Source organism: Bordetella genomosp. 5 (assembly GCF_002261475.1).
Lineage (GTDB): Bacteria > Pseudomonadota > Gammaproteobacteria > Burkholderiales > Burkholderiaceae_B > Bordetella.
Map to the genome: position 1 here is coordinate 136,566 of NZ_NEVN01000003.1, position 13,996 is coordinate 150,561.

A 13,996-nucleotide genomic window follows, 5' to 3' on the forward strand; every position below is an offset into this window, starting at 1 on the left:
TTTAATGTGAGGAAACAGCGATGAACCTGTCAGACAAAAAAGCCACTCTATCCCTCTCGGATGGCAGCGCACCTATTGAACTCCCGGTGTACAAGGGCACGGTCGGCCCGGATGTGATCGACATCCGCAAGCTGTATGGCCAGACTGGCATGTTCACGTATGACCCCGGCTTCATGTCGACCGCGGCGACTGCCTCCGGCATCACCTACATCGACGGCGACAAGGGCGAGCTGCTGTATCGCGGCTACCCCATCGAACAGCTGGCCGTGAACTGCGACTTCCTCGATATCTGCTATCTGATCCTGAACGGCGAGCTGCCCGACGGTACGCAGAAGTCGGACTTCGATTCGCAAGTCACGCACCACACGATGGTGAACGAACAGCTGCACTTTTTCCTGCGCGGCTTCCGTCGTGACGCTCACCCGATGGCCGTCCTGACGGGCCTGGTGGGCGCGCTGTCGGCGTTCTACCACGACTCGACCGACATCACGAATGCCCAGCACCGTCACGTCTCGGCGATCCGTCTGATCGCCAAGATGCCGACGCTGGTCGCGATGGCGTACAAGTACTCGCAAGGTCAGCCGTTCATCTATCCGCAGAACGACCTGTCGTACACCGGCAACTTCCTGCGCATGATGTTCGCGACGCCGTGCGAAGAGTACAAGGTCAACGAAGTGGTCGAGCGCGCGCTCGATCGCATCTTCATCCTGCACGCCGATCACGAACAAAACGCCTCCACCTCGACCGTGCGTCTGTGCGGCTCGTCGGGCACCAACCCGTTCGCCGCCATCGCCGCTGGCGTGGCGTGCCTGTGGGGCCCGGCTCACGGTGGCGCCAACGAAGCCTGCCTGCAGATGCTCGAAGAGCTGCAAGCCAACGGCGGCGTGGCCAAGGTCGGCGAGTTCATGGAGAAGGTCAAGGACAAGAACTCGGGCGTGCGCCTGATGGGCTTTGGCCACCGCGTCTACAAGAACTACGATCCGCGCGCCAAGCTGATGCAGGAAACCTGCAAGGAAGTCCTGCAGGCCCTGGGTCTCGAAAACGACCCGCTGTTCAAGCTGGCCATGGAACTCGAGCGCATCGCGCTGGAAGATCCGTACTTCGTGCAGCGCAAGCTCTACCCGAACGTGGACTTCTACTCGGGTATCGTGCAACGCGCCATCGGCATCCCGACCTCGCTGTTCACGGCCATCTTCGCGCTGGCCCGCACCGTGGGCTGGATCGCTCAATGGAACGAAATGCTGTCCGATCCCGAGTACAAGATCGGCCGCCCGCGCCAGCTCTACACGGGCTCGGTGTCGCGCGACGTGCCGACCAAGCGCTAAATACCGGCCGCGGCGCCTTCGTGGCGCCGCCCTGGCAGCGCAAGGTTCAACCCCCGATGTGGTTCGCCACTCGGGGGTTTTTCTTTGTAGTCCGCAGTTGCGGCGAGCACTCATGCCGAGGCCGTCGAACTGCGGGATGCCGTGATGCCCGGCGTCTCGTGCAGGATTACCCCGGCGGGCCGAAAGGGGGGGCGAAATACAGCCGGTCATAGCCATACCCTCTCGACAATATTTGGCTAGTATTGAAAGCAACATAACGATAGGTGCAGAGTCTTATGGTTGAAACCAGACTGCTTCATCAGTTCATCGCTGTTGCAGAAGAATTGCATTTCAATCGTGCTGCGGAACGGCTCCACATGGCGCAGCCCCCGTTGAGCCAGGCTATTCGTCGGCTTGAACAGGAGATCGGCACACCGCTATTCGAGCGCACCAATCGCAGCGTGTCGCTCACGCCTGCCGGCGCGGCCTTTCTGAAGTCGTCCAGAGACGTGTTGCGCCTGCTTGACGAGAGTGTCGAGCAAACCCGGCGTGTGGCGCAGGGCATCGAGGGACACCTCACCCTGACCTTCATCAACATCGCGCCTTACAGCGCATTGCTGCGTGCGCTGCGGCGCTTCCGCTCCGCATTCCCGGCGGTTTCCTTCACGATGCAGGAGGCCACGACTCAGGAGCAGGTGGAAGCCCTCGAACATGGCCGCGCTGACCTCGGCTTCATGAGGCCCCCCGGCAGGACGGCACCGGGCTTACGATTCGCGTCCATCCTGCGGGAGCCTGTCGTGGTGGCCCTGCCCGCCATGCACCGCTTCGCAGGCAGCAAGATCGTCCCACTGTCCGCACTTCAGGATGACGGCTTTGTTTCCTCGCCCCGACATTTGGGCCAGGGGTTTCATGACCAGCTGATCCAGCTTTGCGAGGCCGCGGGTTTCAAGCCGCGTATTGTCCAGCAGGCACGACAGCTACAGACGCTGGTGGCTTTGGTGGCGGGGGGATTTGGCGTTGCGCTGCTGCCGGCCTCGATGGCGCAGGATAGACTCAAGGACGTGGTGTTCCGGGAAATTCAAGTCGAGGCGCCGGACGCCTTGCTGCACGTAGAGCTGCTGATGGGATGGAGCGAACACGCCCAGTGCGTGATTCGCGACAGACTGATCGCCGAGGTCCGTGACACCATGGCATCAGCGCCGACAATTGAGACGATTTAAGTATTGTTTAGGTATAAATAATATATTTTACGGAGTCCTGTGCGTGTTCCATCATCGTGATATTCAGGTTCACGGAGGTGCACGATGGAACAGAAGCGTCATCAAGCAGATGGGCTTTTCAAAGGCAAGGTCGCTATCGTCACTGGCGCCGCTCAGGGACTCGGACGCGCCTATGTGCAAGCGCTGCTCGACCGGGGTGCGCGTGTTGTCGCCAGTGACCTGGGCACGGATCGGGCCGGTGAGGGCCTCGACGAGGATGTGATTGTCGAGGCGGCGCGCACTTTGCGGGCCGACGACGGGCAATTGATCGTGCATAGCGGCCGACTGGATCACGAGGCCGGCTGCAGGCAGCTGGTTGCACTGACCATCGCGCAGTTCGGCGCGCTGGACATTCTGATCCACAACGCCGGCTGGGTCGGCTATCAGCCCATCGAGGCGCAGGAGGACGATTTCCTCGAGCGCGCCATCGGCATCAACCTGCGTGCACCGATTTGGTTGTGCAAGCACGCCTGGCCGCATCTCAGGCAGTCTGCGGCGGCGCGAGTGGTGCTGAACACATCCGACCGTGCCATGTACCTACAGTATGCGCAGCCGGGCCTGGCGGCCTACGCAGCCGGCAAGATGGCCCAAGTGGGCATCATGAATGCCTTGAGCATGGAAGGCGAGCCGCACGGTATCCTGGTCAATGCGATCTCTCCTGTTGCCAAGACCCGCATGTGGGGGATCACGCAGCCGCCGGAGAACCTGAAGCCGGAGTGGGTGGCTCCCGGCGTGCTGTATCTGGCGAGTTCGTTGTGCCAAGACACAGGCATCATCCTGCGCGCCGCCAATGGCCAGTTCACCGCCACTCGCTTTTGCGAGAACCCCGGCGTCGTTTACCCCACGAACCTGGCGCGGGTCGAATGTGCCAGCGTGGAGGACATCGCCCGGAACTGGCGGCGCATCAAGGAGTTCGACGATGCGTGACCATCAAAGCCTGCGCAGGATCGCTCATGTCCGTGCCAGTCTTGGCGAAAGCCCAGTGTGGGATGCACGCAAGAAGCGGTTGTACTTCGTCGATATTTCAGGTGGAACGATCCACGTGCTGCGCCCACAAGGACAGTTGGAAACCGTCCATCGATCGGTGGCGCGTATTGGTGCCCTGGGGCTGACCGATAAAGGCAATCTGATCTTCACTGAAGACGCCAGCGTAGCCACGCTGGATATGGAGAGCGGCGAGGTGTGCAGGCGCACCGCCGCCGTTCACGATGGGGCGAGCTCTCGCTTCAACGATGGCGCCTGCGATCCGCAAGGGCGATTTGTCACCGGCCTCATGAATGAAGGTCCGAACCAGAGAGCCGGTGCGCTGTACCGCTACGACAGTGCACTGAATGCCCAAGTCATTCATCGGGGCATGGCGTTACCCAATGGCCTGGCTTGGTCTGACGATGGACGCAAGCTGTTCTTTGTCGATTCTGTTGCGCGCTTGATCTTTCAGGCGTCGTATTCAGCCCAGGGCGAACTCGGACCCGTGACGTCGTTCGCCCAGACCGCGGCCGAACTGGGGCGCCCCGATGGCATCGCCCTGGATCGCGCCGGAGGGTTGTGGGTCTGTCAGTTCAACGGCGGATGCCTGCTGCGCTACGACCGCGACGGGCACTTGAGCGAGCGCCTCGCCATGCCCGTGCCGCGCCCCACCAGTTGCTGCTTCGGCGGAGATGATCTCGACACGTTGTTCATCACTACCGCGCGCTTTGCCATGACGCCCTCGGAACTGAACGCCTGCCCGGATGCTGGCGATCTGTATGCCATTCGGCCGGACGTCGCTGGCATTCCACGTCACTTGTTCAAGGAATGATGCCGTGTCGCGGATCACACCGGGGCGTTTTGTCGCCGGGCCGCCCCAAGACAAAACGGCCCCCTCGGGGGCAGCAAGCCGAAGGCGCAGCGTGGGGGCATTTTTTGTCGCCGGGCCGCCCCAAGACAAAAACGGCCCCCCCGGGGGGCAGCAAGCCGAAGGCGCAGCGTGGGGGCATGTTTTGTCGCCGGGCCGCCCCAAGACAAAACGGCCCCCCCGGGGGGCAGCAAGCCGAAGGCGCAGCGTGGGGGCATTTTTTGTCGCCGGGCCGCCCCAAGACAAAACGGCCCCCTCGGGGGGCAGCAAGCCGAAGGCGCAGCGTGGGGGCATTTTTTGTCGCCGGGCCGTCCCAAGACAAAAACGGCCCCCTCGGGGGGCAGCAAGCCGAAGGCGTAAGGGCGGCGAGTGCTTTTCTGCGGCGCACCCTCATGTAAACAGGGGCGCGGCCCCATGGCGCCGCGCCCCGTACGGATAGAGCAGTTTGCGTTGACGCGATCAGTCGACCGTCGCGCCGGACAGCTTCACCACTTCGGCCCAACGCTTGATGTCGGCCTGATGCACGCGCTGGAAGGCGGCGATGCTGGGGTCGGCCGGCGGCAGGATGCCCTGCGTGTCGGTGAGCCAGGTCTTGAACTCGGGCGTGCTGATCACCTTGATCACGGCCTCCGACATGCGCTTCTGAATCTCGGGCGGCAGCTTGGCCGGCGCGAACAGGCCGTACCAGGTGCTGCTTTCGTAGCCCTTGATATTGCATGCTTCGGCGATCGTGGGCACGTCGGGCAGGGCCTTGATGCGTTCGGCCGTGGTCACGCCGAGCGCCACCACCTGGCCCGACTTCACGGCCGGCACCGACGGGGCGCTCTGGTTGAAGAAGAAGTCCACCTCGCCCGACAGCAGGGCGGTCATGGCCGGACCCTGGCCGCGATAGGGCACGTGCGTGACCTTGATCTTGGCGCCGTTGGTGAACTGCGCGCCGGCCAGGTGGCCCGATGCGCCGTTGCCGGTCGACGCGTAGTTCAGCGCGCTCGGCTTGGATTCGGCGAGCTTGATCAGATCGCCGCAGGTCTTGATGTCGGGGTGCTTTTTGGGATTGACCAGCAGCACGTTGGGCACGTCGCCGAGCAGCGCGATGTGAGTGAAGTCTTTCTGCACGTCGAACGACAGGCTCTTGTACAGCGCCGCGTTGATCGCATGCGTGCCGGCCGTGCCGAGCAGGAACGTATAGCCATCGGCCGGGGCGCGCGCGACGATGTCGGAGGCGACGTTGCCGCCGGCGCCGGTGCGGTTGTCGGCGATGATCGCCACGCCGAGCTCTTTGCTGAGCGCCTCGCCCATCTTGCGGGCATACAGGTCGGTGCCTGCGCCGCCGGGGAAACCCCCGACGATGGTGATGGCGCGGGTGGGCCATTTGGCCGGATCTTCCGCCTGCGCGGTCGCCCCGAAGGCGGTGGTCAGGATCAAGGCAGCGGTACTGAGCGAGCGCAACATGGTTTTTCCCCTTGTGTGTGGCGCTGGTAAACGATGCTCGCCGGGGGAGGCGGCACCACGAAAGCGATGTCTGTCTTGTGCTTCGGACCTGCTCGCCTCGCGCGGTGCGCGGGCGTGTGACGTGACGGTTTAGTGCTCCTGGCTTTGCTGGCGTGTGGATCCGGCGGTCTGTCCGCGCCCGCCGCCGCGAGCGGGCGGCAGGGCGATGACGACCCGGCAATCCGGGCGGCACGCTGTAGATAGCGCTGTATACAGGTCAGTATTATCACCATTTGCCGGCGCCAGGAGATTTGGGACTATCCCTAGGTGCAGAGCAGCAAAATGGAAATGCGTGTCGGCCAGCCGCGGATCGGCGGCTCGCTGTGCGGTTCGCGAGGGGGCGGGGCGCCCGGCATTCGGGCCAGAGACCTCCGGGCGCTGGGCCGCCGGACATCTGGCGGCCCGGCTCACCGTGCCGGGGCGCGTGGCCGGCGGGGGTGGGAGGCGGCGCGCGGTCAGCGCGGGGGATGGGCGGCCAGCAGCTCGCGGTAGGCCTGGCGCACGGCGTCTTCGCCGTACTTCAGCTCGAGCCGCTTGACCGTGAAATGGCCGCGCGCCATGTCCTGGTAGTGATTGATGAACAGCGCGTTGATTGCCGCGCCGCTGACGGCGCCGACCACCGGCGCGGCCTGCGCGGCGATTTTTTCGGTGATGTTGATACCGAAGCGCTGCGCCACCACCTCGATCGTCTTGGCGAGCCAGGTGCCGGCCTGCTTGGGCGACGCGAAGTGCGCCGACACCTTGCCCGCGGAATGCTTGGTCGCGACTTCGGCGAGCGCGCGCGCCGTCTCCTTGGCCACTTCGTTGAAGGCCGTGCGCAACGCGTAATAGGCCGACTCCGCCGCGTCATCGTCCTTGGACGTGCCACCCATCGCGAACACCTGCACGCATTCGCGCTGGATCTCGGGGTCGTCGAGCGCGAAGCCCTCGCTGCGGGCGATGTCCGCGACCGAACGCATCATGATGGTGGTGGAGAAGGGCAACTCGACGAGCGTGCCTGTGAGCCCGAAGAAGCCGCCCGCCGCACCGGTGAGCGCCGCTGCCGCGCCATGAGTGCGATTGCGCGGCGCGCCGCCCGTGGCCTTGTCCGGGAAGGTGCGCAGCGCCGCCGACACGGACTTGTGCAAGGCCAGGTGCACCGCATCCTGGATCTTGGACGACGCGGCGCGTGGCAGCTTGCTGATCGCCCATTCGATGGGCGAGCCGATCATATTGGACAGCCGGATCGTGAGCGACGGCGCCTCGAGCCGCGCCACGGCAGCCTTGAGAGCCGCCAGGTCGTCGGGATGATCGTGCAGGGAGGGAAGGGCGTTCGTCATCAGAAACCCACGCCTCGCGCCATCAGGGCCGCGCACAACGGCACCAGAATCAACAGGTGCGATTCGATCATGACCCAGCGGCGTGCCCGGCGGATCTCGGTGTCGGCCGGCACGAAGCCCGGCTCGCTGGCGGCCTGCCGCTTCCAGCGCAGAAAGGCGAGCGTCGGCGGAATCGAACAGAGACCAATCACGACGAACAGTGTGATCTTGGCGTGGAACCACGGATTGGGCATGAAGAAGTCCATGCCCTTGGCGCCCATCATCAGGCGCGCGAGGCCGGTGAGCAGCACGACGATGGCCGACACCAGATAGAGGCGGTCATAGAGCGCAAGACGCCTCACCGTCGCCGGCGCGAGGTTCGGGCGCAGCAGCACGGCCTGCGCGGTCAGCACCACGATGAGAAAGAAGATGGCCATGTAATGCAGCCAGGCCAGCAATGCGTCTTGCACCATGAGGCGAATTCCCGGAGCGGGCCGGCGCACCATGCGCAGGCTCCAACCCTGTTGTACCAATTCCTGCGTGCCCCTGGGTGTCAGCTGTCGTAACCGCGCCGTGCTGCGCGGACGGCAGGTTTTGCTGCGCCGAACATCACAAGAAGACATCGAGGTCTCGCCGCATGGCAGATCACCGCATCCCCTCGTTGCTGGGCAGCGGGGCTACGCGCGCACGAAGGCCGGGCTTGCTCAGTATTAAGGCAATAGCACTTTTGTGCGCGCTGATCTGATTCTTCGAATGTTTAGAGCATCTTCTAGAGCTCGGCTCGTCGGACAAACACACACTTCGGCCCATCGTTGGGCATGGGAGCGGCGCCTCGATCGACCCGGTCGCCATCCCACGGACTCCAACTATTTTTCGAAGCCGTCTGTACCTGACGTCCGTACTGACGTCCGGAAAAGCTGCCTCTCCTACCTGCGAAGAGAACATGGGCCTGAATCGAATCTACCGCGTCATCTGGAGTGTGGTGCGTGCCGCATGGGTGGTCACCAGTGAAATCGGCCCCCGGCGCGGCAAGGCGTCGAAGTCGGTACGCAAAACGGCCGCCGCGGCGGCCCTCGCGGGCGTGTTGGGAATGACCCTCGGGGCGGCCGCCGAGGCCGACGTCACGGTCCCCGCGTTCTCATCTGTTTCTGATTTGACCCTGGTGGACGACAATGCCGATATCTTCGGAGTGGCCTACAACTGGACCTTGTCCAACACGTCGAGTGGCAGCACCTTCAGAACTCGCGTGAATCGTCGTGGCTGGGCGATTTTCATGAACGTCGGGTCGAATGCCACCATGCTGATCAGTGCCGGGGGCAGCGCCAGCAACACGGTGGTCACCGGAGGGGGCACACTCGTTGTGCACAATGGCGGTCGGGCGACTTTTTCGCAGTTGACGGGTGGAACGGAGATCGTCTCGGCGGGCGGTTACGCCGACTCCAGTATTGTCGGAAGCAGCGGCAGGCAAATTGTGGAGAGCGGCGGAGACACCTTCCGCACGCAGGTGTCCTCGGGCGGCAGGCAAACGGTGTCGAGCGGGGGCGTGACCACCTCCACCACCATCAGCAACAACGGCATTCAGACCGTGCTGAGCGGCGCTCATGTCCGGGACACGCAAGTGATGTCCGGCGGCACGCAGACGCTGTCGGGCGGTACGGCGACCTCCACCACGATCAGCGCGGGCGGTACTCAAGGCGTCGACGGGGGCAAGGCCAGCAACACGCGGGTGTCGTCGGGCGGTCTGCAGACGGTCTCTTCTGGCGGTACGGCGACCTCCACCATCATCTACGATGGCGGCAGGCAGGGCGTCGAGAGCGGCGGTCAGGCGAGCAACACGCTCCTGTCCGGAGGCGGCGTGCAAACCGTGTCATCGGGCGGCACCGCTACGTCCACGTTCGTCGCCGATGGCGCCAGGCAGGCCGTGCAGAACGGCGGCCAGGCGAGCAACACGCAATTGTTGTCCGGTGGTTATCAAGTCGTCTCGTCTGGCGGCTCGGCCACGTCCACGATCATCGGCAACCGCGGTTACCAGGTCGTGCGGGAAGGCGGTCAAGCGATCCAGACGCACGTGTCCTCGGGCGGCGACCAACAGGTGTCTTCGGGTGGCACGGCGACGTCCACGATCGTCAGCGCTGGCGGTCGGCAAACGGTGTCCGGCCAGGCCGACTACACGCGGGTATCTTCAGGGGGCTCTCAATCGGTCCATGCCGACGGCAGGGCCACGTCCACGATCGTCGGCGACGGCGCCACACAAACAATCTATGACTCGGGCCGGGCCACGAGCACCCACGTATCGTCGGGCGGCTGGCAGCGTGTCTTGGAAGGCGGTCAGGCGAGCGACACGCAGGTGTCATCGGGCGGCATTCAAACGGTGACGTCGGGTGGCACGGCCACGTCGACGACGGTCAGTGATGGCGGCAGCCAGAGCGTGCAGACGGGCGGTCAGGCGAGCAACACGCAGGTGTCTTCGGGCGGTGTTCAGACGGTCTCGTCCGGCGGGACGGCCACGTCCACGACCCTTAGCAGCGGCGGTAGCCAGGGCGTGGAGAGCAGCGGTCAGGCGAGCAACACGCAGGTGTCTTCTGGCGGTGTTCAGACGGTCTCGTCCGGCGGGACGGCCACGTCCACGAGCCTCAGCAGTGGCGGTAGCCAGGGCGTGGAGGGCGGCGGTCAGGCGAGCAACACGCAGGTGTCCTCGGGCGGCGTTCAGACGGTCTCGTCCGGCGGGAGGACCACGTCCACGAGCCTTAACAGTGGCGGTAGCCAGGGCGTGGAGGCCGGCGGTCAGGCGAGCAATACGCAGGTGTCCTCGGGCGGTGTCCAGACGGTTTCGTCCGGCGGGACGGCCACGTCCACGAGCCTTAGCAGTGGCGGTAGCCAGGGCGTGGAGGGCGGCGGTCAGGCGAGCAACACGCAGGTGTCTTCGGGCGGTGTTCAGACGGTCTCGTCCGGCGGGACGGCCACGTCCGCGACCGTCAGCAATGGTGGTGAACAGGTCGTGCAGAGCGGTGGCCAGGCGAGCGATACGCATGTGTCCTCGCGGGGCGCGCAAATCGTATCTTCCGGTGGCACGGCGACATCCACGACCATCAGCAATGGCGGTAGCCAGGTGGTTTACGGTCGGGCCGACCATACGCAGGTGTCGTCGGGTGGCTCGCAGTCCGTCGACAGCAGTGGTCTGGCCACATCCACCATTGTGCGCAATGGCGGTGTCCAAAAGGTGGCTGGCTTTGCTCTGGCTTCCGACACGCACGTGTCGTCGGGCGGCACCCAGACGGTCCAGGCCAGCGCCCGGGTGAGCAACGCGCACGTGTCCACGGGTGGCGTGCAAATCGTGTCGTCCGGCGGCAGGGCCGTTTCCACGACGGTGAGCAGTGGCGGTAGCCAGGGAATACAGGGCAGGGGTGACGCCAGCGGCACGCAGGTGTCTTCCGGGGGGGGTCAGACGGTCTCGTCCGGCGGGACGGCCACCTCCACGACGCTTAGCGATGGCGGCAGCCAAGGTGTGCAGGGCGGCGGCGCTGCGAACGACACGCAAGTGTCTTCCGGCGGCAACCAGACGGTGTCGTCCGGCGGCAAGGCAACGTCCACGACGCTGAGCAATGGCGGTAGCCAGGGCGTCCTGATCGGCGGCGAAGCGACCAGCACGCAAGTCTCTTCCGGTGGTGTGCAGACGGTCTCGTCCGGCGGCACGGCCACGTCCACGACCCTCAGCACCGGAGGCAGCCAGGGCGTTCAGAGTGGTGGCCAGGCGAGTAACACCCAAATCTCGTCCGGCGGCAATCAAACGGTGTCGTCCGGTGGCACCGCCACGTCCACGATCGTGAGCGCCGGCGGTAGCCAGGGCGTTCAGAGCGGTGGTCAGGCGAGCAACACCCAAATCTCATCCGGCGGCAAACAAACGGTTTCGTCCGGCGGCACGGCTACGTCCACCCAGGTCTCGAGCGGCGGAGATCAGGTGGTGAGTGCAGGCGGCAGCGCACTCTATACCGTGGTCAGCTCGGGCGGTGCTCAATGGGTGAGTTCGGGGGGCTACACCAGCGGCACGAGCGTGCAGAGCGGGGGTCAGGAAAACGTGGCGTCTGGCGGCAGCGCCATCGGGGCCGCGGTCAGCAGTGGGGGCCAGCACAACGTCGGCAGTGGCGGCAATGCCTTCGGCGTTCAGGTGTTGGGCGGTGGCCAACAGAACGTCAGCTCGGGCGGCAAGACCAACTCGACGGTCGTCAGTAGCGGTGGTGCGCAGAACGTAAGCGGTGGCGGCACGACCAGCAACACGGTGGTCAGTGCGGGCGGTTCGCAGAACGTGAGTTCGGGTGGTAATGCATCCGGCACGCAGGTGTCGAGCGGCGGGCAACAGAACGTCAGCTCGGGTGGCTCGGCCACGAGCACGACGGTGAGTTCCGGCGGTACACAAACCGTGAGCTCGGGCGGTAACGCCAACTCCACTGTCGTCAGCAGCGGCGGTACGCAGAACGTCAACAGCGGCGGCACTGCCAACAACGGACAAGTCAGCGGTACACAGAACGTCAGCGGCAACGCCTCGAATACGCAGGTCGGCAACGGCGGTCAACAGAACGTGGGCTCTGGCGGCTCGGTCACGAGCACGGTCGTGAGCTCCGGTGGCAAACAGACCGTCAGCTCGGGCGGTAACGCCAACTCCACTGTCGTCAGCAGCGGTGGTACGCAGAACGTCAACAGCGGCGGCACTGCCAACAACGGACAAGTCAGCGGCACGCAGAACGTCAGCGGCAACGCCTCTAACACGCAAGTCGGCAACGGCGGTCAGCAGAACGTGGGCTCTGGTGGTTCGGCCACGAACACCGTTGTCAGCTCCGGCGGCAAGCAGACCGTCAGTTCGGGCGGCAACGCCAACTCCACGGTGGTCAGCAGCGGCGGCACGCAAACCGTCAGCTCGGGCGGTAATGCAACCTCCACCGCTGTCAGCAGTGGCGGCACGCAAAATGTCAGCGGCAATGCCTCCGGTACGCAGGTCGGCAATGGTGGCCAGCAGAACGTCGGAAGCGGCGGCTCGGTCACCAGCACGGTCGTCAGCTCTGGTGGTACGCAGACCGTCAGCTCGGGCGGCAACGCCAATTCCACGGTCGTAAGCTCCGGCGGCACCCAGAACGTCAGCAGCGGCGGTTCGGCCAACAGCGCGCAAGTTAGCGGCACGCAGAACGTCAGCGGCAATGCCTCCAACACGCAGGTCGGCAACGGCGGTCAGCAGAACGTGGGCTCTGGCGGTTCGGCCACCAGCACCGTTGTCAGCTCCGGCGGCAAGCAGACCGTCAGCTCGGGCGGTAACGTCAACTCCACCGTTGTCAGCTCAGGCGGTACACAGACTGTCAGCTCCGGTGGCAATGCGACTTCCACCGCAGTCAGCAGCGGCGGCACGCAGAACGTCAGCGGCAATGCCTCCAACACGCAGGTCGGCAATGGTGGCCAGCAGAACGTAGGCTCCGGTGGCTCGGCCACCAACACGGTCGTCAGCTCCGGCGGCTCGCAAACCGTCAGCTCCGGCGGCAACGCCAATTCGACGGTCGTAAGCAGCGGCGGCACCCAGAACGTCAACAGCGGTGGCTCGGCCAACAACGGACAAGTCAGCGGCACGCAGAACGTCAGCGGCAACGCCTCCAACACGCAGGTCGGCAACGGCGGTCAGCAGAACGTGGGCTCTGGCGGTTCGGTCACGAGCACGGTCGTGAGCTCCGGCGGCAAACAGACCGTCAACTCGGGCGGTAACGCCAACTCCACTGTCGTCAGCAGCGGCGGCACCCAGAACGTCAGCGGCAACGCCTCCAATACGCAGGTCGGTAACGGCGGCCAGCAGGACGTGGGCTCCGGCGGTTCGGTCATGAGCACGGTCGTGAGTTCCGGCGGTACCCAGACCGTCAGTTCGGGCGGCAATGCCAACTCCACCGTGGTCAGCAGCGGCGGTACGCAGAACGTCAACAGCGGTGGCTCTGCCAACAACGGACAAGTCAGCGGCACGCAGAACGTCAGCGGCAATGCCTCTAACACGCAAGTCGGCAACGGCGGTCAACAGAATGTGGGCTCTGGCGGCTCGGTCACGAGCACGGTCGTGAGCTCCGGTGGCAAACAGACCGTCAGCTCGGGCGGTAACGCCAACTCCACTGTCGTCAGCAGCGGCGGCACCCAGAACGTCAACAGCGGTGGCTCTGCCAACAACGGACAAGTCAGCGGTACGCAGAATGTCAGCGGCAATGCCTCCAATACGCAGGTCGGCAATGGCGGTCAGCAGAACGTGGGCTCCGGCGGCTCGGTCACGAGCACGGTCGTGAGTTCCGGCGGTACGCAGAACGTCAGTGGCAATGCGTCCAATACGCAGGTGGGCAATGGTGGCCAGCAGAACGTAGGCTCTGGTGGTTCGGCCATCAACACGGTCGTGAGCTCCGGCGGCGCGCAGACCGTCAGCTCGGGCGGTAACGCCAATTCCACCGTGGTCAGCAGCGGTGGTACCCAAACCGTCAACAGCGGCGGCTCTGCCAACAACGGACAAGTCAGCGGCACGCAGAACGTCAGTGGCAATGCGTCCAACACGCAGGTTGGAAACGGTGGTCAGCAGAACGTAGGCTCCGGTGGCTCCGCCACGAACACAGTCGTCAGCTCCGGCGGTTCGCAAACCGTCAGCTCAGGTGGTAACGCCAATTCCACCGTTGTCAGCTCGGGCGGCACGCAGAACGTCAGCAGCGGCGGCTCTGCCAACAACGCGCAAGTCAGCGGCACGCAGAATGTCAGCGGCAATGCGTCCAACACGCAAGTCGGCAACGGTGGCCAGCAGAACGTAGG

At 64.8% G+C, this 13,996-nt stretch carries 8 protein-coding genes; 5 read left to right on the plus strand and 3 right to left on the minus strand.

Going from position 1 to position 13,996, the window contains the following annotated elements:
- The first annotated feature begins 20 nt into the window (after positions 1–20).
- From CEK29_RS06505 to CEK29_RS23825, 4 genes are all read left to right on the plus strand, one after another.
- The gene (locus CEK29_RS06505; protein ID WP_094798883.1) at positions 21–1,325 is read left to right on the plus strand and encodes a citrate synthase; all 1,305 of its coding nucleotides are present in this window, start codon (positions 21–23) and stop codon (positions 1,323–1,325) included.
- A 275-nt stretch (positions 1,326–1,600) separates the two neighbouring features.
- Entirely contained in the window at positions 1,601–2,524 is a 924-nt protein-coding gene (locus CEK29_RS06510; protein ID WP_094857635.1) for a LysR substrate-binding domain-containing protein, read from the plus strand.
- 84 nt (positions 2,525–2,608) lie between these two features.
- Complete coding sequence (locus CEK29_RS23820) at positions 2,609–3,490, plus strand: SDR family NAD(P)-dependent oxidoreductase (RefSeq protein WP_176456843.1); 882 nt, start codon at positions 2,609–2,611, stop codon at positions 3,488–3,490.
- The gene (locus CEK29_RS23825; RefSeq protein WP_176456844.1) at positions 3,483–4,361 is read left to right on the plus strand and encodes an SMP-30/gluconolactonase/LRE family protein; all 879 of its coding nucleotides are present in this window, start codon (positions 3,483–3,485) and stop codon (positions 4,359–4,361) included. The genes CEK29_RS23820 and CEK29_RS23825 overlap by 8 nt, the downstream gene beginning before the upstream one ends.
- 495 nt (positions 4,362–4,856) lie before the next feature.
- Here the strand turns inward: CEK29_RS23825 and CEK29_RS06520 are convergent, their stop codons facing one another.
- The 3 genes from CEK29_RS06520 to CEK29_RS06530 all read right to left on the minus strand — a co-directional run bounded on the left by CEK29_RS06520 (position 4,857) and on the right by CEK29_RS06530 (position 7,659).
- The gene (locus tag CEK29_RS06520; protein WP_094798886.1) at positions 4,857–5,849 is read right to left on the minus strand and encodes a Bug family tripartite tricarboxylate transporter substrate binding protein; all 993 of its coding nucleotides are present in this window, start codon (positions 5,847–5,849) and stop codon (positions 4,857–4,859) included.
- Positions 5,850–6,343: 494 nt separating this feature from the next.
- Positions 6,344–7,207 carry an EcsC family protein gene (locus CEK29_RS06525; protein ID WP_094857636.1) on the minus strand — a complete coding sequence of 288 codons (864 nt, stop codon included), beginning with the start codon at positions 7,205–7,207 and terminating at the stop codon, positions 6,344–6,346.
- Positions 7,207–7,659, minus strand: coding sequence for a DUF2214 family protein (locus CEK29_RS06530; RefSeq protein ID WP_094857637.1), 453 nt, complete (start codon positions 7,657–7,659; stop codon positions 7,207–7,209). Before CEK29_RS06530 ends, CEK29_RS06525 begins: the two co-directional genes overlap by 1 nt.
- 470 nt (positions 7,660–8,129) lie before the next feature.
- On the opposite strand from CEK29_RS06530, the gene CEK29_RS06535 reads away from it, so the two are divergent.
- A partial coding sequence (locus CEK29_RS06535; protein WP_176456845.1) for an AIDA repeat-containing protein occupies positions 8,130–13,996 on the plus strand: 5,867 nt, incomplete at its 3' end.